The organism is Brevibacillus sp. (assembly GCF_003521185.1).
GTDB classification, from domain to species: domain Bacteria; phylum Bacillota; class Bacilli; order Brevibacillales; family Brevibacillaceae; genus Brevibacillus; species Brevibacillus parabrevis.
The window spans coordinates 1-25,052 of sequence record NZ_DOTK01000004.1 but is presented as its reverse complement, the minus strand read 5'-3'; the positions used below and the strand labels follow the sequence as shown (position 1 = coordinate 25,052).

Here is a 25,052-nt window from a genome sequence, read left to right as displayed (position 1 = left end):
GGGTAGCCTCCTACCCGATTTGGATTGTAAAAAACGAGCAGCATGCAGCCATAGTCGTAACCAACCCTTATGCTAGGAAAAACCAGGCGGAGGGTTTGCCTTATGCTAACCTTCCACGAGGATCAACTTGTCCATTTTGCAAAATGCCGTGCACTTGTTTTCGTATGAATGCCGCACCGTTCGCTCGCATACGCATAGGTAAGAATGATATTGCACCGAAAGTGGCACGACCCATTTTCAGAAAACGAGGCGCGTGCGCCTGTAGAAGGGGGGCTTATCCATGAAGCGTTGGAGCCGCCGTCTGCGCCAATTGGCCGGAGGTGTGTTGGATCTGCCGCAAGATGTGGTCCTGGAAGTCCCGCGCATTACGATGATCGGTCATTTGCAAATGTACATAGAGAATCATCGCGGTGTTCTGCATTTCAGCGAACACGAGCTGCGTCTGCTGCTTACAAACGGCCAGATGATTGTCTCAGGCGAACAGCTTGTCATCCGGGCGATTTTGCCGGAAGAGGTGCTTCTCGAAGGAAGGATTGGCGGAGTCAAATTTTTGGAGACAGGGCCACAAGGCTCCTAGCACAAGGAAAGGTGGACGGCACATATGCGAAACGGACTCAAGGAATGGGTAGATGGACACATCACCATCACCGTACGGGGTAAGCGGTTTGAGCGTTTGCTGAATATGGCCGTGCGGGATGGCATTCGAATCTGGAATATTCGCAGGGTCGGTGCGGAGGTGAGCCGCTGCGATATCCTGATTCGTGACTATTTTCGCCTCAGGCCGCTGTTGAAGGAGACAGGCTGTCGCAGCCACGTGGAAAACAGGGACGGATTGCCTTTCTGGCTGCTCCGCGTGCGCAGGCGCGCTGGACTGGCTATTGGCGCTGTTTTGTTTTTTATTGGATTGTACATGCTTTCCTCGTTTGTATGGAGCGTGGAAGTAACGGGAACGAAGCATATCGACCCTGCACGCGTCATTCGCGCTGCGGACGAGATCGGGATTAAACAAGGGGCATGGAAGGTCAAACTAAAGGAACCGCTGCTGCTGCAAAAAGAACTGTTGAGCTTGTTGCCGGAAGCCGCCTGGGTCGGAATCGACATCCAGGGAACGAAGGTCAGGCTGCAAGTCGTGGAAAAGGAAGCGCCCGTCAAGCCTTTGGCGACGGGGCCGCGCCATCTCGTCGCCAAAAAGCGTGCTGTCATCCATAAAATTCTCCCGGAAGTGGGCAAAAGCCAGGTGACGAACAATCAGCTTGTCGAAAAAGGCCAGGTGCTCATCTCCGGAATCATTGGCAATGACACGCGCCAGCAAGCCGTATCGGCGCGAGGCAAGGTGCAGGGAGAAGTCTGGTATGTAAGCAACACCTCTGTCCCTTTGAAGCAAACGATCTATCGGCTGACCGGAGAGAAGCAGGAGCAGCAGTATTTGCTGGTGGGATCGTATGCGATTCAAGTGTGGCCGTTTAACAAAGAGCTGTTTTCCGAAGCCCAGACGTCGGAAAAACGCTACGTTCCTTCCTATGCGGGATACACGTCGCCAGTAGGCTGGAAAACGGTCGAATATGCGCAAATCGAGCCGGTTACGAAGCAATTGAGCACAGAAGAGGCCACGGAAGTAGCGAAAAAATTCGCCAGAGCAGACATTTTGCAAAAAGCTGGTAAAGATGCGTTCATTCAGGACGAAAAAGTTTTGCACGTCACCGCAGAGAATGGTAAAGTTTACGTAAGCATTCATTTTTCCGTCATTGAAGAAATTGCCGTTGAACAGCCAATCGTACCCCAGTCACCCGTGAACAATGGCAATCCGTGACGTCAATTGCTGATAACCGTTGCAAGGAGATGGAAGCCTGTTGCACGTACAAGATGAGGTAAGAATCCCGTTTTCAGACGCATCTGAGGCTCTGCTTTTGTTTGGACCGCACGACGCGTACCTAAAGCTGATCGAGGAAAAAAGTCCTGCCCAAATCATGACCCGCGAAGGCGAACTGGTCATTAGCGGCGACAAGCCGGAAGTGGATAAGCTGACCGAGCTGATCGGTGTTTTGCTGCAGCTGATCCGCAGAGGAATCGCTTTGTCCGAACGAGACATCTCGTACGCGATGATGCTCGTAGGCCGGGGAGAAGCAGCCCAACTGCTGGATGTTTATGATGAGGAAGTGGCGCGCACCCAGCGCGGAAAAGTAATCAGGGCCAAAACTCTCGGACAGCGGCACTATTTGTCGGCGATCAAGAAGCGCGACATCGTCTTCGGAATAGGGCCTGCCGGAACGGGAAAAACGTATTTGGCAGTGGTCACAGCAGTAAACGCGTTGAAAAATGGACGTGTCAAACGGATCGTTCTTACCAGACCGGCTGTAGAGGCGGGAGAAAGCTTGGGCTTTTTGCCTGGCGATCTGCAAGAAAAAGTAGACCCGTATCTGCGTCCGCTTTACGATGCTTTGTATGACATGCTTGGAAACGAGCAGGTAGCCAAGATGATGGAGCGCGGACTGATTGAAGTGGCTCCTTTGGCATACATGCGTGGGCGTACATTGGAGGACTCGTTTGTCATTCTGGATGAGGCGCAAAACACCACTCCCGAGCAAATGAAAATGTTTTTGACCCGGCTTGGTTTCGGCTCCAAAATGGTGATTACCGGAGACGTAACACAGGTGGACTTGCCGAAAGGGAAAAAATCCGGCTTGCGTGAAGCGCAGCGCATTTTAGGCGCGATACCGGATGTAGCTTTCATCCATTTCCAGGAAGGCGATGTCGTACGCCACAGTCTGGTGCAAAAAATTATCGCTGCCTATGCAAAAGAAGAAGTCGACCACGGCTATTGATAAATGGTGTGTAAAAAGGAGATCGTTCATCTGTGCTATCTGTAGAAATCCTCCACGAAGAAATCGAACCGCTTGATGAAAGCTTGCAAAAACTGATGACCGAATGCCTCGAAGCTTGCGCAAAGCTGGAGGACGTACAGGGAGAAGTCGTAGTGACTCTGGTCACCAATGAGCGAATCCACGAGCTGAACCGCGATTACCGCGGCGTGGATCGCCCAACCGACGTGTTGTCCTTCGCCATGAACGAGCCGGGCGAAGGCGAGATGGAAATCTTTTTCGACGAGGGCGAAGCGGACGAAGTTCCGAACATGCTGGGGGATATCATTATCTCTGTGCAAAAAGTCAAGGAGCAGGCCGAAGACTACGGCCACTCTTTCGAAAGAGAGCTGGGCTTCCTCGCTGTGCATGGCTTTCTCCATCTGCTCGGCTACGACCATGGTACGCCGGAAGAGGAGAAAGAAATGTTCTCCCGTCAGGAACAGGTTTTGGAGCAGATCGGCTTGACGAGGTAGGAGATTACGTTGAAAGAACTCCGAAGAATGGCGAGCAGCTTTTCGTACGCCATGCAAGGAATTGGGCATACCGTAAAGACACAGCGAAACATGCAAATCCACGTAGCCGCTGCTGTAATCGTTTTGGCGGCGGCCTGGTGGCTGCAAATTCCCCGCAGCGATGTTTTGCTGGTCTTTTTTTCTATCGGCCTTGTTTTTTCGCTGGAGCTGGTGAATACGGCCGTAGAAGCGACCGTTGACCTCGCTTCTCCCGAGTGGCATGAAAAGGCGAAAATAGCCAAGGATGCTTGCGCCGGAGCAGTGCTCGTAGCGGCTATCCTGTCTGCCATCATCGGGTTTATCGTCTTCGGGCCGCCGCTGCTGCAAAAAATAGCGGGGTAGCCCGGAAGCAGCGATTTGACTGGGGAAACGCAAAGTTTGTGCCATGAGAACGACCGGACGGGCCTTACTGGGAGGCCGTAAAGTCTGGTCTCTTGGCGTCCCGTCGTCAGGATGGACCATAATGCGCCCCGTCAGAAAAAATAGTAGAGACTACGCATAAGAGGAATGATGAGAATGGATAAACAAGCATTGCTTGCTGGTGCGATCCAAGCAAGAGAACTGGCGTATGTGCCTTACTCCAAGTTTCAGGTGGGCGCAGCGCTGTTGTGTGAGAGCGGCAAGGTTTATTTGGGCGGCAATATCGAAAACGCTGCATACTCGCTGTGCAACTGCGCAGAGCGTACGGCCCTGTTCAAAGCTTATTCGGAGGGGGACCGCACGTTCAAGGCGCTGGCTGTGGCGGCGGACACCCCTGGAGCGGTGTCTCCGTGCGGCGCGTGCCGTCAGGTGTTGGCTGAGCTTTGCCCGCCGGACATGCCTGTATACTTGACCAACCTGAAAGGCGACGTCGAGGAAACAACAGTATCTGCCCTTTTGCCGGGGGCATTTTCCAAGGAGGATTTACGTGGATAACCGCAAGACCAAACAATCATTCAAATCAGGATTCGTATCTATCGTGGGGCGCCCGAACGTAGGGAAATCGACGCTGCTGAACCACGTCGTCGGCCACAAGATCGCAATCATGTCCAATAAGCCGCAAACGACGCGCAACAAAATCACCGCTGTTCATACGACGGAAGCAGGGCAAATCATCTTCATCGATACGCCAGGGATTCACAAACCGCAATCCAAGCTGGGCAACTACATGGTGTCGGTGGCTGAAAATACGCTCAATGAAGTCGACCTCGTGCTGTTTGTGGTAGACGCGACCGAAAAGCGCGGAGCGAGTGACGACTACATCATCGAGCGGCTGAAGCAAGTCAAGACTCCGGTATTTTTGGTGATCAACAAAATTGACAAGGTTCATCCGGAAGCGCTGTTGCCGATTATCGACGATTACCGCCAGTTGTACGATTTCAAGCAGATCGTTCCGATTTCCGCCTTGGAGGGCAACAACACTGCTTCCTTGACCGAAGCGATCATGGGGGAAATGGAAGAAGGGCCGATGTTCTACCCGGCCGACCAGGTGACCGATCATCCGGAGCGTTTTGTCGTGGCCGAGTTGATTCGCGAAAAAGTTCTGCATTTGACCCGCGAAGAAGTGCCCCATTCGATTGCTGTCGTCGTGGAGGAAATGAAGCGCGGCGAAAACGGGAAGACGCTGTACATTTACGCGGCGATTTACGTGGAACGCGATTCGCAGCGCGGCATTTTGATCGGACAAAAAGGCCAGATGCTGAAAGAAATCGGCAGACGGGCGAGAAAAGATATCGAGCGGCTGATGGGGGATCAAGTATTCCTGGAGCTGTGGATCAAGGTGAAAAAGGACTGGCGCAACCAGGAGCGGATGCTGCGCAACTTCGGCTTTTACAACGAAGAATAGGCAGATGGCTGTCCTTCGTTTTCATTCGTGTTAATTTTTCCAAGGCATATAATAACGGGCGCAGGTGATTCTAAGAAGGAAGTGGATAGACCCGATACAGGAAAGGATGATGCTCCATGCTTCGTGACTTTTCTTGGAGAGTTTTCGCTTCAACCGGTGACATCCATGCTTACCTTCTCTACCGCGATCACCATCAGGCGGAAGGCTCTTCAGAAGACGTTCTGCTTGATTTTGCCCAGGAAGAATTGGGTGACTCGCAGGCATGCTTGTAAAATGGGAAGGGATTGTCATTCGCAGCGTGGACTATGGCGAGTCCAGCAAAGTGGTGACGTTGTTTACCAGGGAGAACGGCAAGCTAGGCGTGATGGCGCGCGGTGCTAAAAAGACCAAGAGCCGTCTTGCCGCCGTCTCCCAGTTGTTTTCGCACGGTTATTTTCTGTGCAAGGCAGGGCCCGGAGCGGGAATGCCCGATCTGTCGCAGGGTGACATCGTGGATTCCTTCCGGGACATGCGGCAAGCCCTCACTGCGACGGCTTATGCCGCTTACATAGCAGAGCTTTTGGATCGATTGACACATGAACGGGAGCCGAATCCGTATTTGTTCCAGCTATTGCTGCAGACGTTTCGCTATCTGGACGAAGGGGTGGACCCGGAAATTTTGTGCCGGATTTTCGAGGTGAAGATGCTGATTGTAGCCGGGATTTCGCCACAGCTGTCAGCTTGTGCGAACTGCGGACAACAGCGGGAGCCTTATGCGATCAGCGTATCGCAGGGCGGGTTGCTGTGCCCGTCTTGCCAGCCATCAGACCCGTATGCACTGGCGGTCACGCCTTCTACCTGGAAGCTGTTGCGGCTGTTCCAGGTATTTGATTTGGAACGTTTGGGCGACATCGAGGTGAAGCCGGCGACGCGCAGCCAGCTCAAGCATGTGATTCGCAGCTTCATGGACGAGCATCTTGATCTGAGGCTGAAAAGTCGCGCATTTCTGGAACAACTGGAGCGAATGGAAAGGATGGCTCAGTCCGACAGTGACTGATTGACATTCGATTTTCTTTTCGTTATGATAAGGAACAAACTTACATACCGAACGTTGCCATGAAGGAAAAGAGTAGTCGGCCACTGTGTGCAAAAAGCGAACCGGGGAAGGTGAAAGCCCGGTCACCACGCTGATGAAGGGCATTCCGGAGCAATTTGGTCTTTAGAAGGTGGGCGAAGAACGTATTCGCCAAGTAGGGTGGAACCGCGAGAATCCTCTCGTCCCTACACTGTCGTTTTGCAGACAGTGTAGAGGCGGGAGGTTTTTATTTTTGGAGGAGGAAAAGAGCATGAAAATGACATTTCAAGACATCATTTTGACGCTGCAAAACTTTTGGGCCAAGCAAAATTGCCTGATCGTGCAGCCGTACGACGTGGAAAAAGGAGCGGGTACGCTGAACCCGATGACATTTTTGCGCTCCATCGGACCTGAGCCGTGGAACGTGGCGTACGTGGAGCCGTCCCGTCGCCCGGCGGACGGCCGCTACGGGGAAAACCCGAACCGTCTGTACCAGCACCACCAGTTTCAGGTGATCATGAAGCCGTCGCCGGACAATATCCAGGAGCTGTATTTGGAGAGTCTGCGTCAGTTGGGGATTGAACCGCTGGAGCACGACATCCGCTTCGTGGAAGACAACTGGGAGCATCCGGGTCTGGGCGCATGGGGGCTTGGCTGGGAAGTGTGGCTCGACGGTATGGAAATCACCCAGTTCACCTACTTCCAGCAAGTCGGCGGTCTGGAGTGCAAGCCAGTTGCCGTTGAGCTGACGTACGGTCTGGAACGCCTGGCTTCTTACATTCAGGAAAAGGAAAATGTGTTCGATCTGGAATGGTGCAACGGCTACACGTACGGAGACGTGTTCTTACAGCCTGAATACGAGCACTCCAAATACACGTTTGAGCTGTCTGACGTAGACATGCTGTTCACGCTTTACAACACATACGAAGCAGAAGCAAAACGGCTGATGAAAGAGCGCCTGGTTTATCCGGCGTACGATTACGTGCTGAAATGTTCGCATACGTTCAACCTTCTGGACGCCAGAGGGGCGATCAGCGTGACAGAGCGCACCGGCTACATCGCACGTGTCCGCAATTTGTCCCGCGAAGTGGCACAAACGTACTACGCAGAGCGCGAGCGTCTCGGCTTCCCGCTTTTGAAAAAAGACGGCACACACGAGGAAGAAACGGCACAGGTGAAGGGAGAGGATACAAATGAGTAAACGCGATTTGCTCGTAGAAGTAGGTCTGGAAGAAATGCCAGCGCGGTTTGTGGCCCTGGCAGCATCGCAATTCAAGGAAAAAGTGGAGAAGTGGCTGACGGCAGAGCGCGTTCCCTTCGACCAGATTACTGCGCTGGAGACGCCGCGCCGATTCGCCTTGCTGATTACCGGACTCGCTGAGAAGCAGCCGGATCGCAACGACGAAGCAAAAGGTCCGGCAAAGAAAATCGCACAGGACGAAGCGGGCAACTGGTCCAAGGCAGCGCTTGGCTTCGCACGCAGCAACAACGTCGACCCGAACGACTTGTACTTTAAAGAAGTGAACGGCGTGGAATACGTGCACGCGAGAAAAGCGGAAGCGGGCAAGGCGACGACAGAAATTTTGCCGCACCTCTCCGAAGTGATTGCAGGCATGAGCTTCCCGAAAAATATGCGCTGGGGCGCGAGAGACTTGAAATACGTTCGCCCGATTCGCTGGCTGGTAGCCCTGTTCGGCGATGAATTGATTGACCTGGAGATCGCCGGAGTAAAAAGCGGACGCATCTCCCGCGGCCATCGCTTCCTCGGGACGGAAGTGACGCTCGCTCACCCGAGTGAGTACGTAAGCAAGCTGGCGGAACAGCACGTCATGGTCGACCCGCAAGAGCGCAGGGCGACGATCGTGGAGCAAATCCGCCGTTTGGAGCAGGAACACGGCTGGACGATCCCGATGGATGAGGGGCTTCTGGATGAAGTCGTCCATCTGGTCGAGTATCCGACAGCGCTGTACGGCACGTTTGAAGCAGAGTTTTTGACGATCCCGCGCGAAGTACTGGTCACTTCCATGCGCGAGCATCAGCGCTACTTCCCGGTGGAAAATGCGCAGGGACAACTGCTCAATCATTTCGTTACCGTGCGCAACGGCGATAGCCGCGCTCTGGAAAATGTAGCAAAAGGAAACGAAAAAGTGCTGCGCGCCCGTCTGTCTGACGCCCGTTTCTTCTATGTAGAGGACCAGAAGCTGTCCATCGACAGCTGCCTGAAGCGGCTGGAGACAATCGTTTTCCACGAGGAGCTGGGAACGATTGGAGACAAAGTCCGCCGCGTGCGCAAAACAGCGGGTCTGATTGCAAGCAAGCTCGGAGTAAGTGCAGAAGAAGCCAAACAAGTAGACCGAATCGCAGAAATCGCCAAGTTCGACCTCGTGACCAACATGGTCGGCGAGTTCCCGGAACTGCAAGGCATCATGGGTGAGGATTACGCCCGCAAGGCAGGGGAGTCCGAACTCGTGGCGCGCGGTGTGTTCGAGCACTATTTGCCTCGTTTCGCTGGCGACCTGATGCCTGCTTCCGCACAGGGAGCAATCGCGAGCATGGCTGACAAGCTGGATACGATCGTCGGCTGCTTTGCCATCGGAATCGTGCCGACAGGCTCCCAGGACCCATACGGTCTGCGCCGGATGGCAGCGGGGATTGTCAGCATCTTGCTGGAACGCAACTGGCAGCTGTCCCTCGACGAACTGTGGGATGCAGCGCTCGAAGGCTACAGTGCACAAGGCGTAAGCAAACGGACGGCAGAAGAAGTGAAAAAGGATCTGGTCGATTTCTTCGCCCTTCGTCTGAAAAACGTTCTGCAAGAAAACAACGTGCGCTACGATGTGATCGACGCCGTGTTGAGCGCAGATTTGACCAAAGTTCCCGATGTGCTGGCAAAAGCGAAGGCGCTGATGGCGACTGTTGCAGCTGAGGACTTCAAGCTGATCGTCGAGCAGTTTACGCGGGTGAACAACCTCGCGCAAAAAGCGGAATCCGACAGCGTGAACGAAGCGCTGTTCGCCGAAGAAGCCGAGCGCAATCTGTACCAGTCTTACCAGTCTGTCGCCAAAGAAGTGCAAGGACTGGATGACCAAGCGAAAATTTTGGCGACGCTCTCGACGCTGCGCGAGCCGATTCAGGCGTTTTTCGATAAAGTCATGGTTATGGCGGAAGATCAGGCTGTTCGCGCTAACCGACTGGGCATGCTTCTTTGCATCTCCCGTCTTTTGAACGCCTATGCCGATTTCGCGAAAATTGTATTTGCCTAACAACGAATAGGCTGGTGCCTCCGTCCTATAATGAGACGGGGGCACCTTTTTTCCGCGCGAAAGAAGGAATATCCGGTCGAATAGAGTAATACTAGGAAGAGGTAAAGACAGAACCGGGGTGATTGGTCATCGAGCTTACCAAGCGTCAAGAGCAGATCTTACAGATAGTGAAGGATGACGGGCCGATTACGGGCGAGCATATCGCGGAGCGCCTCAATCTGACTCGCGCTACTTTGCGCCCTGATCTCTCCATCCTCACGATGTCAGGATATTTAGAAGCCAGACCTCGGGTCGGGTATTTTTATGCCGGCAGACCAGCAAGCTCCGTCATTAGTGAACGGCTTCACAAACTGATCGTCAATGATTACAAGGCGGTGCCGATCGTAGTTTCCGAGTCCGCCTCCGCTTACGATGCAATCGTTACCCTCTTTCTGGAGGATGTCGGAACGTTGTTCGTCGTCAATCAAAAAGGATATTTGGCTGGCGTCATCTCCCGCAAGGACCTTTTGCGCGCTTCGCTCGGCAACAAGACGCTGGAAGATGTGCCGGTCAGCATCATCATGTCCAGGATGCCGAATATCATCACTTGTGGCCCGGAGGAAACCTTGTACGCAGCGGCGAAGAAGCTGATCGATTTTCAGATCGATTCCTTGCCTGTCGTACGACCCAGCGATGAGGACCCGAGACAGATGGAATTGATGGGACGGGTTACGAAGACGACGATCGCCAAAGCATTTGTTGAATTGGGCAGCGAACCGAAAGTGTAGGAGGAGAATGGATGCAAGGTAACCAACAAGGACAGCTCATCTACGTGGTCTCGGACTCCATTGGCGAAACGGCTGAGCTTGTCGTTCGCGCAGGAGCCAGTCAATTTGACCGTTTTTTGTTCGATGTGCAAAAGTATCCCTACATAGAAGACAAGGAATCCATCGACGAAATCATTGCCTCTGCAAAAGAATCGAAGGCGATGATCGTCTTTACGCTGGTCATCCCGGAATTGAACGCCTATATCACCCAGCAGGCGGCGATCCACAGCATTCCGGCCATTGACGTCATGGGTCCGCTCATGAACACGCTGCAAGGCATGCTGAAGGAGCCGCCGACTGGCAAGCCGGGGCTTGTGCGCAGACTGGACGAGGAGTATTTCCGCAAGGTGGACGCCATCGAGTTCGCCGTCAAGTACGATGACGGACGCGATCCACGCGGACTTTTGCGAGCGGACGTTGTGCTGATCGGCGTATCGCGCACCTCCAAGACGCCGCTCTCCATGTACTTGGCAAACAAGCGCCTGAAAGTGGCGAACGTTCCGCTTGTCCCGGAAGTGGAGCCGCCAGAAGAGCTGTTCCAGCTTCCGCAGGAGCGGTGTATCGGGTTGACCATCAATCCGGAGCAGTTGAACGGCATTCGTACCGAACGACTCAAAGCGCTCGGATTGACGGCGCAAGCCAATTACGCGAACCTGGACCGGATTACAGAGGAGCTTGCTTACTCCAAGCGGATTATTGACCGATTGGGCTGCAAGGTCATTGACGTTTCCAACAAGGCAGTAGAGGAAACAGCCAACATCATTTTGGAGATCATTCGCAAAAACAATCTCCGAAGTGAAAGGAAATAGGTCAAAAGAAGGAATTTGACGACTTTTGTAGAAAATCAGTTAGGAAAGGTTTGTTCCCCAGGAGCCGCAAGAGCGTTTATTGCTCGCGGAAATGTGGAAAAGTAGAAAAGAAGAAAAGAAGTTTAAGACAAAGAAGGAATTTGACGAATTTTGACGAACTAAATAATCTCATCGTGCGATTCTCCTAAAAAGGTGGAAAGACATGACAGGTCCCACTTCAGATGAATTTGTGAACCAAGTGCGTGCCGCTGTCGACATCGTAGACGTTGTAGGAGAGTACGTTCAACTGAGAAAAAGCGGTCGTGCCTTTCTCGGTCTATGTCCGTTTCACTCTGAAAAGAGCCCTTCCTTCAATGTGAATGCAGAGCGACAGTTTTTTCATTGCTTTGGCTGCGGGGCAGGTGGGGATGTCTTTTCCTTTTTAATGAAACTGGAGCAGCTGACGTTCCCAGAGGCATTGCACAAATTGGCGGAGCGTGCCGGGATCGCCGTGCCCCAGACACAGCAAGTAGAGGAATCTCCAGAAAAGCGCTCGAAGCAAGCCATGCAGGAAGCGCATCAGCTTGTCGCGAAGCTGTACCACTACGTGCTGACGGAGACGCCATATGGCGTGGAGGCGATGAAGTATTTAGCCAAGCGCGGAATGTCTCCTCAGACGATTGCCGAGTTTCAGATCGGCTTTGCCCCGGATTCCTGGGATTTCGTGACGCAGTTTTTGAAAAAACGGCGTTTTTCACAGGAGTTGATGGTGGACGCTGGTCTCTTGGCAAAAAGCGATGGAGGAAAAGTATTTGATCGCTTCCGGGGACGAATCATGTTCCCGATCCAGGACACCCAGGGAAATGTCATCGGATTCGGCGGCCGCCTCTTGGCCGGCTCTCAGCCAAAATCTCAACCGAAGTATTTAAACAGCCCGGAAAGCCTTTTGTTTAACAAAAGCGCTACCCTGTTCAACCTTCACCGTGCCCGTCCGTATATTAGAAAGAGGAAGCAGGCACTACTGTTTGAAGGGTATGTCGATGTCATTTCGGCATGGCAGGCGGGTTTTCCCCAAGGAGTTGCTACGCTGGGGACCGCTTTGACCGAGCAGCAGGCACGGATGATTCGCCGCAATGTCGATTCGGTCGTGCTGTGCTACGACGGAGATGCTGCTGGTCAGGAAGCGACAAGCAAGGCAATCCACATACTGCAGCAGGCGGGTCTCATCGTTCGGGTAGCTCCTTTGCCGCAAGGTGTCGATCCAGATGATTACATACGCCAGCACGGTGCTGAAGCCTTTTCTCAGCAAGTGCTGCTGCAGGCGATGCCGGTTACGGCTTTTCGCTTGAAACATTTACGAAGCCAGATCGTAATACATGATGAGACGGACAAGGCCCGCTTGATCGCCAAAGCCGTGGAAATCATCAACGAGCTGGAAAGCCCGGTGGAGCGGGATATGTATTTGCGGCAATTGGCGGATGAATATTCCCTTACTCTCGGCGATTTGAAATGGGAGTCCAAACGCGTTTATAAACAGCAAAAAAGTGAACGCCAAAGGGATAAAGTGCCGTCAGCATGGAATAATAGTATAAATAATGGCAAAGTTACGCTCGCGAAAACACTGCCACCCGCTTACCACACGGCTGAGCGCATGCTGCTGTACTACATGATGCGGAATGAAGAAATCGCCGCCCGCGTCCAGGAGGAATGCAGCGCCCACTTTCAAGTGGACGAACACGATGCGCTGGCTGCCTACCTGTACGCCTACTACGCAGAGGGAAACCCGGAAGACCCTGGAGGGTTCATACATTACGTGCAAGACGATTTGTTAAAGCAATTAGCCTCGGGATTGGCCATGATGGAGTGCAAGGAAGACGTATCCGATTTAGAGATCGGTGACTACATCAAACAAGTGAATAACTACCCGAAGCGTGCCGAGTTGGAACGATTGCGCGATGAGCAGCGGAGCTTACACCTCCAAGCGGCCGCAGCGGACAGCGAGGATGCGCGCAAACAACTGGAAATTCAAGCTGCCTTAACAGGGATGAAGATTCTTGAATTGGAAAATGCTTTAAAAGAAGGGTAGCTTCAGATCATTCCCGGGGAAGGAGGGAAAGTAGATGAACAAGCAAAATATCACTTCTGACATGGAAGCAATGTCCATCGAACAAGTGAAGGAGCAGTTGGTCGAATTAGGCAAGAAACGCGGCGTTTTGTCGTACAAGGAAATTACAGATCGCCTCGCAGCATTTGAACAGGATTCCGATCAGATGGATGAGTTTTTCGAATACCTGGGTGATCAAGGTATCGAGATTAACAACAATGAGAATGACGACGACGATGAAGTCGACGAAATGATCATGAAGGATGAGGACAACGAAGAATTCGACTTTGACGATCTCTCCGTTCCACCTGGAATTAAGATCAATGACCCTGTACGGATGTACCTGAAAGAAATCGGTCGTGTTCCTCTGCTCTCCGCAGAAGAGGAGATCAAACTGGCCCAGCGGATTGAGCAAGGGGATGAGGAAGCGAAGAGACGACTGGCCGAAGCAAACTTGCGGTTGGTTGTATCGATTGCCAAGCGTTATGTAGGACGCGGCATGTTGTTCCTTGACCTGATTCAAGAAGGAAACATGGGACTGATTAAAGCGGTAGAAAAATTTGATTACCGCAAAGGCTACAAGTTCAGTACGTACGCGACTTGGTGGATTCGTCAGGCGATTACGCGGGCGATTGCAGACCAGGCACGTACGATCCGGATTCCGGTGCATATGGTGGAAACCATCAACAAGCTGATTCGTGTTTCCCGTCAACTTCTTCAGGAGCTTGGACGCGAGCCGATGCCGGAAGAAATCGCGGAAAAAATGGATCTGACCCCGGAAAAGGTTCGGGAAATCATGAAGATTGCTCAAGAGCCTGTTTCGCTGGAAACGCCGATCGGGGAAGAAGACGATTCTCACCTGGGCGACTTCATTGAAGATCAGGACGCGCTGGAGCCATCTGATGCTGCTGCGTATGAACTGTTGAAAGAGCAGCTCGAAGACGTGCTGGACACGTTGACTGATCGTGAAGAAAACGTTCTTCGCTTGCGCTTCGGTCTGGATGACGGACGTACCCGCACACTGGAAGAAGTGGGCAAAGTATTCGGCGTCACTCGTGAGCGCATCCGTCAAATTGAGGCGAAAGCACTACGCAAACTTCGTCATCCGAGTAGAAGCAAACGCTTAAAAGATTTCTTGGAATAGCCGATATAAGAAGTATGTGGCCTACGTTTTAGCCGACGTAGGCTTTTCTTTTTCTACATCATTTTCTGTCACGAGTAAGGAGGGGCCGCGTTGGACGACCAGCGCAAGCGAACCATCATAGCTGAGATTGAAAACTGGCGGCGCAATCATCTGCTGCCTGAACATTACTGCATTTTCCTGTTAAACCTGTATACAGAAGGGGATCGACCGAGCACTCCCGCATCCGCGGGCAGGGGAGAAGGGAAGAGAGCGGATGCGCTGGCATCTGGAGCAGGGGTTGCGACAGGCAACTCATCGCCATCTGCATCGTATGCCTACGCAACCAGAACGGTTGCTCCGGTTACGGGAAAAATGGTGATGGCCTGGCTCCTTGGCGCCTTTGTTATTGCTGGTTTGATCTTGCTTGCTTTTCATTTTAACCGTTTTACGACACCAATGCAAATTACCATCTTTGCCTGTTTCGCTCTCGTTTTCTATATTCTGGGATACGCATTTCGCCGTCAGGCACCCCCGCTGACCCATTTGTTTCTAACGTTTTGCTTCGTCTTGCTCATCGCGGGAGGAATTTATTGCATTCAGCAACTGAACGGCTCCATGGCACTGACTCTTTTGTATTTAGGCGTGATTTGCGTGCTTTTGTGCCTGAGTGCCTTCATTTTTGGCTACGCCTATTTGCTTTACTGCGGCATGCTCGGCTTGGCGCTTATTTACGGCTTTGCTACCGTGCAGCGCATCGGGGAAGGCTACACGTGGTGGAAATCGGAGCTTTACTGGGTTCCGCTTGCCTGCCTGCTGACAGGGCTTGGCTTTTTAATGAACAGCGGAAATCCGAAGTGGGCGGGAGTTTTTGCTGTGTGCGGACTGATTTCGTTCTTTGGCGCAGAGATTCAGGCGCTGTACATTTCGGAAGCGAAGCGTGATGTGATCCAGCTTTTGTTGTTCATCAAAGTCTTTTTGGCTTCCGCACTCTTTTTCTTCACGCGCGGCTATTGGTACACCTGGCTTCGCTTATGATGATCCTCCCGTTTTTTTCGGCTGACCGATTTGTTACAATTGGGTTAGAGAGAAAATGAGGTGAGGGTAATTGGAGAGCAAAACGAAGGTGTTGATCGGCATATTGCTGGCTGTCGTCTTTCTCGCGGGGGAAACGGCTGCACAGTTGATGGGTGCAAAAACATACAGCATCGGATACATATTGGGCGCTCTTGCTTTTGTCGGAGCGATCTTCATAGGAGCACGCCAGCGATAGGCGTGTTTTTTTTGTGGAAATCACACATACAAGCCAATCGTGGTGTATAATGGAAAGAGTATTCTGAACAAACGCTCAGTCATAATAGTGCTTGTCTTGGTATTTCTTAACTAAAGCGTTTTCAAGGGGGCAGCGAAACATGAATTTCGATTTGACTGTCGAGCAGCAAATGCTCAAAAAAATGATGCGGGAGTTTGCCGATGAAGTCGTAGCGCCTGGCGCAGATGAGCGGGACCGCACCAAGCAATTTCCTGTCGAAATATTCAAGCAGATGAGCGAGTTGAACTTGATGGGTCTGCCGTTTCCGGAAGAGTACGGCGGAGGAGGGGGCGACTCTACGAGCTTTGCGATTGTGGTCGAAGAGTTGAGTCGGGCTTGCGGCTCCACAGGGATTACGTATTCGGCGCACATCTCGCTTGGCGGCGCTCCGCTGTATTTGTTTGGAACTGAGGAGCAGAAGCAGAAGTATTTGAGCAAAGTCTGTTCCGGTGAGAGCTTCGGGGCATTTGGCCTCACAGAACCAAACGCAGGCTCGGATGCAGGCGGCACGAAGACGACGGCCGTTTTGTCTGACCGGGAATGGGTGATCAACGGTTCCAAATGTTTTATTACGAACGCTTCCTACGCATCGTTTCTGGCGTTGACAGCCGTGACGGACAAGGATAAAGGCTCACGGGGCATTTCTGCCTTTATCGTCCCGACAGACGCTCCTGGCTTCAGCGTTTTGGCGAACTACGAGAAGCTTGGCTTGCACAGCTCCAATACGACAGAGCTGGTGCTGGAAAATGTCCGTGTGCCCGAAGAAAACATACTCGGCAAACGCGGAGAGGGCTTCAAGCAATTTTTGATTACGCTCGATGGCGGACGCATCGGGATCGGTGCGATGGCGGTAGGAATCGCGCAGGCAGCCTACGACAAAGCCCTGCAATACGCGAGGCAGCGCACCGCTTTTGGCAATTCGTTGAGCCAGTTTCAGGCAATTCAGCACAAGCTGGCTGATATGGCCATGCAAATCGACCTGGCGAGAACGATGGTCTACAAAGCAGCGTGGCTCAAGGACCACGGGCGCAAGTTTACAAAAGAAGCGGCTATGGCGAAGCTTTACGCGTCGGAAGTAGCGATGTCCGCTACCCATCAGGCGATTCAGATTCACGGCGGCTACGGTTATATGCGCGAGTATCAGGTGGAGCGTTTCTTCCGCGATGCCCGCTTGCTGGAAATCGGAGAAGGTACGTCAGAAATTTTGCGCAACGTCATCGCCAGAGAAATCGGCTGCTAACATTATTTGGACAATCTGGAATCCTCGCTGCTCGTCCGGCGAGGATTTTGTCGTTCTTTGCGCGACGGCTGTCAGCGATTTTGCATTTCGCAATTGCTGCCAAATAGGGTAGAATAGAGGCAACGGAAGGTGAAGACATAAATGACATCATTAACAATTTCCAAGCGGCTGCAAACGATTGCCCGCTACTGTCCAGAAGGAGCCCGCGTCGCCGACATCGGGTCGGATCATGCGTTGTTGGCTTCTTATTTGCTTGTAAAAGGAATTGCCTCGTTCGTAATTGCCGGAGAGTTGAACGAAGGTCCTTTTCAGGCAGCCAAAAAGCAAATACATACGCTGCAACTCAAAGATCGTGCCGCAGTCAGAAAAGGAAACGGCCTTGCCGTGCTCGAACCGGGCGAAGTTGACGTCGTCTGCATTGCCGGAATGGGCGGACAACTGATCGTTTCCATTTTGGAGGAAGGACTTCTTAAGCTGGAAGGGGTCCAGCGCCTGATTCTGCAACCGAATGTAGGGGAAGAGATCGTGCGTCGCTGGATGCTGAAACAAGGCTGGCAATTGGTTGCCGAGACGATTGTGCAAGAAGACGGCATCATTTACGAGATATTGGTGGCAGAACGGGGAGCCCCCCTTTTTCCTTACGAAAACAAAGATCGTCCGCAAGAAGACCTCATCCGCATCGGTCCGTTCCTCTGGGAAGAAAAGTCGCCCATTCTCGCGGAAAAATGGCAGCATGAAAGAGAAAAGTGGCAAAAGGTCCTGGGCCAGCTGAAGCGGTCGGACAAGCCGGAAGCCGCCCAAAGAATTGCGGAAATCGAACAAGAAGTCAAATGGATAGATGAGGTGATCGCATGCTTGCACACGGACAAACCGTAATTCAGTACGTAGAGCGTTTGGCGCCAAAATCGTTGGCGATGGAAGGGGATAAAATTGGTCTCCACGTAGGCACGCTGCAAAAGAAAGTGCAAAAAGTCATGGTCGCGCTTGACGTGCTCGAATCCGTGGTGGATGAAGCTATTGCCGAAGGGGTAGACTTGATCGTCGCTCACCACGCCGTCATTTATCGCCCGCTCAAGCATTTGCGGACAGACCTGGCGGCAGGGCGCGTTTTTGAAAAGTTGATCAAACATGACATCGCGGTTTATACCGCTCATACGAATCTGGATGTGGCAGTAGGAGGCATGAACGATTGGCTGGCTGAAGCCATCGGACTGGTCGACCTGGACGTTTTGGATGTGCTGCAAAAAGAAGCGTGGAAAAAGCTCGTCGTCTTCGTTCCGGCGACGCACAAAGAGGCTGTGTTTACCGCTATGTCCGAGGCGGGTGCAGGACACGTCGGCAACTACAGCCATTGCTCCTTCCAGGTGGAAGGGACAGGAACCTTTTTGCCAGGAGACGAAACCAATCCGCATATCGGCTCGCAAGGCAAGCTGGAGCATGTCGAGGAAGTGCGGATCGAGATGGTAGTGCCTGCTTCCCGACAAGCGGCTGTCATCAAAGCGATGCAAGCCGCTCATCCTTACGAGGAAGTGGCTTATGATGTGATTCCGCTGGACCAATCCGGCCAGGCGTACGGCATTGGCCGAATCGGCTATTTGCCGACTCCGCTGACCTTGCGTGATTTGGCCCAACTGGTGAAAGAACGCTTTTCGCTGCAAGGGCTTCGCGTCGTTGGAAATCTCGATGAAACGGTCAAAAAGGTGGCTGTTGTAGGCGGGGATGGCAGTTCTTTTGCTTCCAAGGCGATTTTCAAAGACGCAGATGTGCTCCTGACGGGAGATATCGGCTACCATATCGCCCACGATGCGCAGGCGGACGGGCTTTCCATCATTGATGCCGGCCACAATATCGAGAAAATCATGAAGCAAAAACTGGCGGATTACTTGCTGGAACAGTTGAAAGCAAATGGCTACGAAACAAAAGTGGTTGCTTCCTCTGTGCACACGGACCCGTTTCAATTTGTATAGTGCAAACGTCGGCACAAACGTTTTGTTGCCGTCTAGCTGAAGTGTAGGAGGATTTCGTGTGCAAAAACTAATTCGAACGCTCTCAAGCGGGTTGCTTGTCGCTGCCTTGCTCACCCCCGGCGTCGCTTCTGCGGCTGGGGGCTTTCTGCCCTATTCGGACATTAGCAACCATTGGGCCAAAGCGTCTATTATTCGAGGTGTACAGGCTGGACTTTTTGCAGCTGGTACTGACGCTCCGCACTTTTACCCGAATCGCGATATGTCGCGCGCTGAATTTTTGGCGTTGATGGATCGGTTGTACAACGGGGGACAGTATCAGCTCTACCCGTTGACGTTTTTGTCTGAACATGCGGAATGGTCAAAAGGGGAAGGCTTTGACCAACCGTATCTTCCTTATAAAGACGTCGATCGTCTGACGTGGGTGTACAATCCGACTTTGCGTGTAGCGATTGTACTGGACAGGCTGTATGGCCCGAATGCGATCCAGCAAGTTTTTCCGGGGGAAGAAATGAAGCCGGACCAGCCGATTACGCAAGAAGAAGCGGCAAAGCTCATGCAAATGTTCACGATGTCGCCCGACAGCAGCAAAGCGTGGGAAGAAGTCAAGGCTTGGAAGTGGCTTGAAGGAGACAGAACGGACAAATTGAAGCGGGGAGAGGCAGCAGCGGCTGCCGACCGCATGATTACTTACTTGGTGCAGGATACGATTTTGCCGCTGTTGGATTATGATGGTACGAAGTTTCCGATGGTTCCGGAGATTGAGGAACTTTTCCCTTATTTCGAAACGTACACCGCTCAAAAGTCAAAGCAGGAAGCAGCATATGTCAGCGCTGTTGACGCGATTCGCAACCATGAAGACTCCGAAGCGACTTTTGAATTGCTGCGAGCGCTTGCGGACACGACATTTGCGAACCGGATCGGGCTTCATTTTTATTTGAGCTGGGACCCGGGCACAGAGATTTCCACCAATCTGGATGAAGCGATGAGTGCCATTGACGCGTATTTCGCCAACAAAATCATTTTGCCGGACACGCTCAGACTGTTGAGTGCCAATGTGTATGATTTGGCTTTGCAGCAAGCCGGGAAAGACCAGAAGCAATTCGCGAAGGTGCTGGAGCGGTTAAGCACCTATGAACAAAAAGTGAAGCCAAATTCAAAAGAGTGGGAAGCGTTGGCCATCTACCTCGGTGCGTTGGAGATCAAGAGCGGGCAAACGGAAAAAGCGTTGGAGCGCTACAAGCAATTTTCCGCCAACAATCCGGAAGCGCTGCTCAACGCTTGCTATTACTTGTACCAGGAAGGCAGGTTGGAAGAGGCGAGTGCCCTGCTTGCGACCGTAAAGCCGAATGCTTCCGACAGTCGAATGGTTCAGTTGGGCAAGCTGTTGCGCCAGGAATTGACTTCTTTGCAGGAGCAGTCTGCGATTGTAAGCGACCTTGGTTACTCGCTGCGCCGTCTCGACAACGCCGATTCGTATCAGGTTCAAGGAGAGGCTGTGCTTAGCGGTTTCAGCTTTAAGTATACGCAGGAGATTGACCAGCGCAGCCAGGTAAGCAGGCTCAACGGATTTTATCAATCGCCGCAAAAGTTGGTATCGGACAAGCTTGCTACCTATACAGACGGCAGCAAACATATCCAATACTCGTACGACTCCGAAAAGCAGAAATGGGATCGGCATAGCACGAACAATCTCGACTTTTTGCATGAGTGGGTCGGTGCCTTGCCGGTTGCAGAGCGGGCGAACAAGCTGCACGCGCGCTACTTCAAGCAGACTTTCGGCGAGATGGAAGTGATTACGGAATGGATTCCGGGAAGTGTGCTTGCAGAACAATCGGCCTCTTTGCTGCTGGAGCGTGGCAAAGTCAAAGATGTGCCACTGTTCATGAACAAATACTACATCGACAAATCTACTGATCGCGTTGTCAAGCATACGTGGCGATACGAGGAGATTTATTCGAGCGATGAGTACGTGGCCTATTCGGGCACAGATCAATACGATTACGCAAAAAGCATCAAGCTGTCGATTCCAGAGGAAGTACGAAAAGGGGTGACTCCATGAAGCGGTTTAGTCGATGGATACTGACTGCCCTGCTTGCTGTATCGGTATGGCAACAGGTGCCAGCCCAGGCAGCAGAAAATCCTTATGTGGAAACAGAAGAAGTATTCCGATACGTCATGGAGAGCCATTTAAGCAAGCCGCAAGCGGCAAAGCTGGTCAAAGGTGCGCTCGAATCCGTCAGTGAACAGGCGAAGGAGCGCAAGGATTTGCCGCTCGTCGTATCCGCCGAGGATGATACATTTGGAGAACTCGTCCAACGGTTGGCTGAGTGGCAGAAAAAAGGTGGATTTGATGCCGTTTCGATGAATACATGGGCAATCGACGGGATGCTCTCCACGCTCGACGATCCGCACACCGTCTTTTTTACAGCAGATGAACTGCGGCTGTTCCAATCTGATGTGGAAAATCAGTTTGTCGGATTCGGCTTCCGTCTGCGGATGCAAAACGACCACATCATCATTCGCGAAATCGTCTCCGGTTCTCCGGCCGCAGCATCTGTCCTCAAGCGTGGCGACCAGTTGCTGAAGGTGGGAGATGTCTCCCTGGTGGGGAAAAGCTTTGAGGAATCGTATGCTTACTTGAAAGGTGCAGAAGGAACCGAAGCCGTATTGGTCGTATATCGCCCTTCCGAAAAGCGTGAGCTTCAGGTCAAGCTGAAAAGAGCGCTGATGACACTTCCGGAAGCGGAAGGTCAGTTGTTTGACAAAGGGTCGGTCGGCTACATCAGTCTGGAAACGTTCGGGTCTGAGGGCGCTGTGCAAATGCGCGACAAACTGCTTGAATTTGCACGCTCCCAAAAGCAGCTGACCGGGCTTGTCCTGGACTTGCGTGACAATGGCGGCGGCTATTTGAGTACGGCGCGAGACATCGCAAGCCTGTTCATGGAAGACGGACTGCTCATGTATACGACAAACCGCAACGGTGTGGAAGTGGAGACATGGGTACGCAACGGCCGGGACATCGGCATTCCTGTACGCATTTTGGTGAATGGCGGAACCGCTTCTGCTTCCGAGCTTCTGTCCGGCGCTTTGCGCGATCACGGCATTGCCAAGCTGATCGGGACGAAGACGTATGGCAAAGGCAGCGCACAGCAAGTGATTCCGTTGTCAGAAGGGGATGCGCTCAAGCTGACACTGAACGAATATTTCACCCCCAAGCATACGGTCGTCAACCATATCGGTCTTACGCCAGACTTGGTCGTGGAAGATTACGGCGCACAAGTGGTCGAAGCTCTGCAATCCTTGAATGTACGCGCTTGGGAACTGAGCGATGAGGATGGGGATACTGTAATCAACGGCATCCCGTTCCCGACAGTCGAACCGCTTTTCAAACAAGGAACAGGAGGGCTGCAAGTCCGGGCAGCCATTTTGTCGCACTTATTGAAAGATCCGGCCATCGGCGAGAATGAATACGTGGAGCTTGCTCCTTATTTGAAAAAGCACCCTGCCCTGAAAGTGCAAAGCAAGGGTGGATTCCACTTCTTGACCTATACTTCCTAGTAAAAAGACAAGCCGTTGCTGTTGATTGCAGCAAAGGCTTGTTTTTTTCTGTGAAAAATGTCTCACCGTTTTGTTGCAGGTATAGTCGGAAGCAGGAAGCAGGACACTATCAGGTGCGACACTAATGACGAACGAAGGATGGCAGACCGATGAAAAAAGTAATTCTTTTTTTGATCGACTCCATGATGCCAGATGTGCTGGAGCGCTGCATTGCAGCGAACAAAGCGCCGGGTCTGCGCTTTTTGATGGAGCATAGCCAGTACATCCCGGATTGCGTTACGGTTTTTCCGACGATGACGGCTTCAATAGACTGCTCGCTGATCACCGGAGTTTATCCCGATCAGCACAAAATACCGGGCTTGGTCTGGTTCAATTCCGAGCAGAACAAAATCGTGAACTATATTAATGGAGCCGTTCCTGTGCACAAACTGGGAATTACGCATTGTGCAACGAACGTGCTGTTCGATTTGAATGAGCGGCATCTCAGCAAAGCGGTGAAGACCATTCACGAAGTCGTGGAAGAACACGGGCTTGTGTCAGGCTCGATCAACGTGATTGCTCACCGCGGCCACAAGCAGCACAAGGTGCATATGCCGCCGCTTTTGGACGCTGTTACTTCGTTTCGGCTTCGCGAGATGGTAAGCGGCCCGACGATCATGAGCATGGGAACATTGGTGCGGCCGAATCTGTTTCGTCCGGTTACGTGGAATTTTTCGCAGACAGCGCTCGAAAGCTACGGCATTAATGACACATATGCCATTGATGTCTTGATTGAAGTCATCCGCAGTGGCAAACAGCCCCAGTTTACGCTGGTGTATCTGCCTGAAAACGATCATAAGCTCCATCAATCGCCGGAACAGGCTGTTTCGCACCTTGCTGATGTAGATCGGCAGCTGGTACGTTTTTTAGACAGCTTCAGTTCTTGGGAGCAGGTGCTGGAGCGCAATGTCTGCATCCTGATTTCCGACCACGGCCAAACTGTGATCGGAGAGAGCGAGGATCACAACATTTCCCTGGATGCCTTGTTGCGGCCGTTTGCGGTTCACGCCTGGGGAAAAGAAGTGACCAGTGACGTAGAAGTGGTGATTTGCAACAATGAGCGCATGTGCTTTTTGTACCCGGTGAATGGAGGGCAGCAATCCGCGATTGTCGACGCAGTCAGTGTGGATGAGCGAATCGATTTGATCGCTTGGAAGGAGGGAGCAAAGGTCATGGTTCGGCGCGGAGGCTCGAAGCAGGAGCTGAGCTTTTGGCGAAACGGCAAGTACCCGGATGCTTATGGATGCTCCTGGGAGATCGAAGGAGATCCGGCTGTGCTCGATGTGCAGTTTGACGGGGAAACGCTTGCGTTTGATACGTACCCGGACGCTTTTTCCCGACTGTATGGAGCTGCTTTTGCCCAGGCAGATGAGGTTGTGATTTTGACAGCTTCGCCAGGGTACGAGTTTTTGTCGGAGTGTGCGCCGACTCATTTGGGTGGGGGTAGCCACGGTTCTTTGCACAAGCAAGATTCGTTGATTCCTTTGGTCATTGCGGGGGCGGCGAATCCGTTTCCGTTGCCTGCGCGGCTGGTGGATGTCAAAGCATTTGTCTTGCGGGAGCTGGGCATTATTTCAGACACGCGTCCACAATGACAGGGACATGATCCGACCAGTTGACTTGAGCAAGGGTGTAGTCCTGGATGCTCCAGTGATCAGATGCGAAAATGTAATCCAGACGACGGCGGAATGCCGGAAGCGTATGTTTCATCTCCTGATTGCAAATACGTGCGCTATCGTGAAGGGCAGGGGAAAAGGACACGTTGGCGGCATTAAAATCGCCCATTAGCAGTAAGGGAGTTTTGTTTGCCCCTGCGATCTGTTCAGCGAGGAAGTGAAGCTGGGCGTTCCGGCTGACCTGATTCAAACTGCAATGCGTCACCCAGACAGAAATACTTTTTCCATTCCAGTCGAAAGCAGCTTGCAACACTGTCCGTTGCTCGCGTTTCGCCGGGAGTGTGACGGTTTTTGCGTGCTTGAGCGGATACTTCGAGAGCAATGCGTTTCCGTAGTGGCCGTTGCCAATCGGGATGGATGGGGCAAAAGCAAGCTGATACTGCAACTGTTCAGCCAAAAAGCTCGCTTGATAGCCGTATTTGGAGTTTTGATGCACTTCCTGCAACCCGACGATGTCTGGATTCAATTCTTTTAGCGTGTCAGCCATCTGATGAAGCTGTTTGCGCCACCAGAGATCGCGACCGCTGTGGATGTTGTAGCTTACCGCTCGTAACATGGCAGCTCCTGCTTTTTGTGACTTGTGCGTTTCTAGCCTTAGTATGGACGAGTATTCCAACGGCTTAATCGGGCTTAATTCGGAAAAACGCATTAGTACCCAACTTATTTATAATTTCCTGTTGCATTTGGTTTTAGCCTATGCTATATTAAAAAACGTCGCCTCTACTTGAAGCGAAAATGGAAAAAGATGCACCTTGAAAACCGGATAGAATCATCTGTGAATAAATGAAGCTTGTGTTTTACTTGATGTCAGATTCACTTTCTACTTTATTGGAGAGTTTGATCCTGGCTCAGGACGAACGCTGGCGGCGTGCCTAATACATGCAAGTCGAGCGAGGGTCTTTAAGACCCTAGCGGCGGACGGGTGAG

Annotated in this window: 24 protein-coding genes and 1 rRNA gene; 24 read left to right on the top strand and 1 reads right to left on the bottom strand. The window is 52.3% G+C overall.

Annotated elements, in window-relative coordinates; genetic code table 11:
* The first annotated feature begins 280 nt into the window (after nt 1–280).
* The 23 genes from yqfC (at nt 281) to DEP07_RS00570 (ending at nt 24,044) form a co-directional block, all read left to right on the top strand.
* The gene (yqfC, locus tag DEP07_RS00680; protein ID WP_007777585.1) at nt 281–577 is read left to right on the top strand and encodes a sporulation protein YqfC; all 297 of its coding nucleotides are present in this window, start codon (nt 281–283) and stop codon (nt 575–577) included.
* A 24-nt stretch (nt 578–601) separates the two neighbouring features.
* Complete coding sequence (gene yqfD, locus DEP07_RS00675) at nt 602–1,810, top strand: sporulation protein YqfD (protein ID WP_122964089.1); 1,209 nt, start codon at nt 602–604, stop codon at nt 1,808–1,810.
* Between the two features lie 40 nt (nt 1,811–1,850).
* Nucleotides 1,851–2,822 (top strand): PhoH family protein, encoded by a 972-nt coding sequence (locus DEP07_RS00670; protein WP_122964088.1) that lies wholly within the window; start codon nt 1,851–1,853, stop codon nt 2,820–2,822.
* Nucleotides 2,823–2,854: 32 nt separating this feature from the next.
* Complete coding sequence (gene ybeY / locus DEP07_RS00665; protein ID WP_122964087.1) at nt 2,855–3,334, top strand: rRNA maturation RNase YbeY; 480 nt, start codon at nt 2,855–2,857, stop codon at nt 3,332–3,334.
* A 9-nt stretch (nt 3,335–3,343) separates the two neighbouring features.
* A complete protein-coding gene (locus tag DEP07_RS00660) occupies nt 3,344–3,715 on the top strand; it encodes a diacylglycerol kinase family protein (protein WP_122964086.1) in 372 nt (123 codons plus the stop codon).
* Nucleotides 3,716–3,889: 174 nt separating this feature from the next.
* Nucleotides 3,890–4,288 (top strand): cytidine deaminase, encoded by a 399-nt coding sequence (cdd, locus tag DEP07_RS00655; protein WP_063231406.1) that lies wholly within the window; start codon nt 3,890–3,892, stop codon nt 4,286–4,288.
* Nucleotides 4,281–5,198, top strand: a complete 918-nt coding sequence (gene era, locus DEP07_RS00650) for a GTPase Era (protein WP_287101969.1) — start codon at nt 4,281–4,283, stop codon at nt 5,196–5,198. The genes cdd and era overlap by 8 nt, the downstream gene beginning before the upstream one ends.
* Nucleotides 5,199–5,314: 116 nt before the next feature.
* A complete protein-coding gene (locus DEP07_RS00645; protein ID WP_083955823.1) occupies nt 5,315–5,470 on the top strand; it encodes a YqzL family protein in 156 nt (51 codons plus the stop codon).
* Nucleotides 5,461–6,234: a DNA repair protein RecO gene (recO, locus tag DEP07_RS00640; RefSeq protein WP_122964084.1), complete on the top strand. Its 774-nt coding sequence runs from the start codon at nt 5,461–5,463 to the stop codon at nt 6,232–6,234. Before DEP07_RS00645 ends, recO begins: the two co-directional genes overlap by 10 nt.
* Nucleotides 6,235–6,529: 295 nt before the next feature.
* A complete protein-coding gene (gene glyQ / locus DEP07_RS00635; RefSeq protein ID WP_063231428.1) occupies nt 6,530–7,453 on the top strand; it encodes a glycine--tRNA ligase subunit alpha in 924 nt (307 codons plus the stop codon).
* On the top strand, nt 7,446–9,515 hold the full coding sequence (gene glyS / locus DEP07_RS00630) for a glycine--tRNA ligase subunit beta (protein WP_217022447.1): 2,070 nt from the start codon (nt 7,446–7,448) through the stop codon (nt 9,513–9,515). Before glyQ ends, glyS begins: the two co-directional genes overlap by 8 nt.
* Nucleotides 9,516–9,637: 122 nt before the next feature.
* On the top strand, nt 9,638–10,282 hold the full coding sequence (locus DEP07_RS00625; protein WP_063231410.1) for a helix-turn-helix transcriptional regulator: 645 nt from the start codon (nt 9,638–9,640) through the stop codon (nt 10,280–10,282).
* Between the two features lie 11 nt (nt 10,283–10,293).
* Nucleotides 10,294–11,130, top strand: a complete 837-nt coding sequence (locus tag DEP07_RS00620; RefSeq protein ID WP_063231411.1) for a pyruvate, water dikinase regulatory protein — start codon at nt 10,294–10,296, stop codon at nt 11,128–11,130.
* Nucleotides 11,131–11,332: 202 nt separating this feature from the next.
* Entirely contained in the window at nt 11,333–13,195 is a 1,863-nt protein-coding gene (gene dnaG / locus DEP07_RS00615) for a DNA primase (RefSeq protein WP_122964082.1), read from the top strand.
* Nucleotides 13,196–13,229: 34 nt separating this feature from the next.
* Nucleotides 13,230–14,357: an RNA polymerase sigma factor RpoD gene (gene rpoD, locus DEP07_RS00610; protein WP_063231413.1), complete on the top strand. Its 1,128-nt coding sequence runs from the start codon at nt 13,230–13,232 to the stop codon at nt 14,355–14,357.
* Nucleotides 14,358–14,447: 90 nt separating this feature from the next.
* On the top strand, nt 14,448–15,371 hold the full coding sequence (locus DEP07_RS00605; RefSeq protein WP_287101968.1) for a hypothetical protein: 924 nt from the start codon (nt 14,448–14,450) through the stop codon (nt 15,369–15,371).
* A gap of 70 nt (nt 15,372–15,441) precedes the next feature.
* Nucleotides 15,442–15,606 (top strand): hypothetical protein, encoded by a 165-nt coding sequence (locus tag DEP07_RS00600; RefSeq protein ID WP_167470280.1) that lies wholly within the window; start codon nt 15,442–15,444, stop codon nt 15,604–15,606.
* 139 nt (nt 15,607–15,745) lie between these two features.
* Complete coding sequence (locus tag DEP07_RS00595) at nt 15,746–16,885, top strand: acyl-CoA dehydrogenase (protein WP_173598581.1); 1,140 nt, start codon at nt 15,746–15,748, stop codon at nt 16,883–16,885.
* A 141-nt stretch (nt 16,886–17,026) separates the two neighbouring features.
* Nucleotides 17,027–17,761 (top strand): tRNA (adenine(22)-N(1))-methyltransferase, encoded by a 735-nt coding sequence (locus DEP07_RS00590; protein WP_281869844.1) that lies wholly within the window; start codon nt 17,027–17,029, stop codon nt 17,759–17,761.
* The gene (locus DEP07_RS00585) at nt 17,737–18,852 is read left to right on the top strand and encodes a Nif3-like dinuclear metal center hexameric protein (protein ID WP_287101965.1); all 1,116 of its coding nucleotides are present in this window, start codon (nt 17,737–17,739) and stop codon (nt 18,850–18,852) included. The genes DEP07_RS00590 and DEP07_RS00585 overlap by 25 nt, the downstream gene beginning before the upstream one ends.
* 58 nt (nt 18,853–18,910) lie before the next feature.
* Nucleotides 18,911–20,911, top strand: a complete 2,001-nt coding sequence (locus DEP07_RS00580; protein ID WP_287101964.1) for an S-layer homology domain-containing protein — start codon at nt 18,911–18,913, stop codon at nt 20,909–20,911.
* Nucleotides 20,908–22,410 (top strand): S41 family peptidase, encoded by a 1,503-nt coding sequence (locus tag DEP07_RS00575; RefSeq protein ID WP_287101963.1) that lies wholly within the window; start codon nt 20,908–20,910, stop codon nt 22,408–22,410. The genes DEP07_RS00580 and DEP07_RS00575 overlap by 4 nt, the downstream gene beginning before the upstream one ends.
* Nucleotides 22,411–22,559: 149 nt before the next feature.
* Complete coding sequence (locus DEP07_RS00570; protein WP_242771949.1) at nt 22,560–24,044, top strand: alkaline phosphatase family protein; 1,485 nt, start codon at nt 22,560–22,562, stop codon at nt 24,042–24,044.
* Here the strand turns inward: DEP07_RS00570 and DEP07_RS00565 are convergent.
* Nucleotides 24,019–24,681 carry an endonuclease/exonuclease/phosphatase family protein gene (locus DEP07_RS00565; protein WP_287101962.1) on the bottom strand — a complete coding sequence of 221 codons (663 nt, stop codon included), beginning with the start codon at nt 24,679–24,681 and terminating at the stop codon, nt 24,019–24,021. The two genes, DEP07_RS00570 and DEP07_RS00565, sit on opposite strands and share 26 nt — an antisense overlap.
* Nucleotides 24,682–24,950: 269 nt before the next feature.
* Here DEP07_RS00565 and DEP07_RS00560 point away from each other — a divergent pair.
* Nucleotides 24,951–25,052, top strand: a 16S ribosomal RNA gene (locus tag DEP07_RS00560); the annotation flags it as partial.

Excerpts from the sequence above, each read along its gene's own strand:
- DEP07_RS00620 (WP_063231411.1), top strand. The coding sequence starts at position 10,294 with ATGCAAGGTAACCAACAAGGACAGCTCATCTACGTGGTCTCGGACTCC.
- DEP07_RS00585 (WP_287101965.1), top strand. The coding sequence starts at position 17,737 with ATGCTTGCACACGGACAAACCGTAATTCAGTACGTAGAGCGTTTGGCG.
- DEP07_RS00565 (WP_287101962.1), bottom strand. The coding sequence starts at position 24,681 with ATGTTACGAGCGGTAAGCTACAACATCCACAGCGGTCGCGATCTCTGG.
- rpoD (WP_063231413.1), top strand. The coding sequence starts at position 13,230 with ATGAACAAGCAAAATATCACTTCTGACATGGAAGCAATGTCCATCGAA.
- DEP07_RS00575 (WP_287101963.1), top strand. The coding sequence starts at position 20,908 with ATGAAGCGGTTTAGTCGATGGATACTGACTGCCCTGCTTGCTGTATCG.
- recO (WP_122964084.1), top strand. The coding sequence starts at position 5,461 with ATGCTTGTAAAATGGGAAGGGATTGTCATTCGCAGCGTGGACTATGGC.
- glyS (WP_217022447.1), top strand. The coding sequence starts at position 7,446 with ATGAGTAAACGCGATTTGCTCGTAGAAGTAGGTCTGGAAGAAATGCCA.
- DEP07_RS00595 (WP_173598581.1), top strand. The coding sequence starts at position 15,746 with ATGAATTTCGATTTGACTGTCGAGCAGCAAATGCTCAAAAAAATGATG.
- cdd (WP_063231406.1), top strand. The coding sequence starts at position 3,890 with ATGGATAAACAAGCATTGCTTGCTGGTGCGATCCAAGCAAGAGAACTG.
- DEP07_RS00645 (WP_083955823.1), top strand. The coding sequence starts at position 5,315 with ATGCTTCGTGACTTTTCTTGGAGAGTTTTCGCTTCAACCGGTGACATC.
- DEP07_RS00570 (WP_242771949.1), top strand. The coding sequence starts at position 22,560 with ATGAAAAAAGTAATTCTTTTTTTGATCGACTCCATGATGCCAGATGTG.
- glyQ (WP_063231428.1), top strand. The coding sequence starts at position 6,530 with ATGACATTTCAAGACATCATTTTGACGCTGCAAAACTTTTGGGCCAAG.
- dnaG (WP_122964082.1), top strand. The coding sequence starts at position 11,333 with ATGACAGGTCCCACTTCAGATGAATTTGTGAACCAAGTGCGTGCCGCT.
- DEP07_RS00590 (WP_281869844.1), top strand. The coding sequence starts at position 17,027 with ATGACATCATTAACAATTTCCAAGCGGCTGCAAACGATTGCCCGCTAC.
- yqfC (WP_007777585.1), top strand. The coding sequence starts at position 281 with ATGAAGCGTTGGAGCCGCCGTCTGCGCCAATTGGCCGGAGGTGTGTTG.
- yqfD (WP_122964089.1), top strand. The coding sequence starts at position 602 with ATGCGAAACGGACTCAAGGAATGGGTAGATGGACACATCACCATCACC.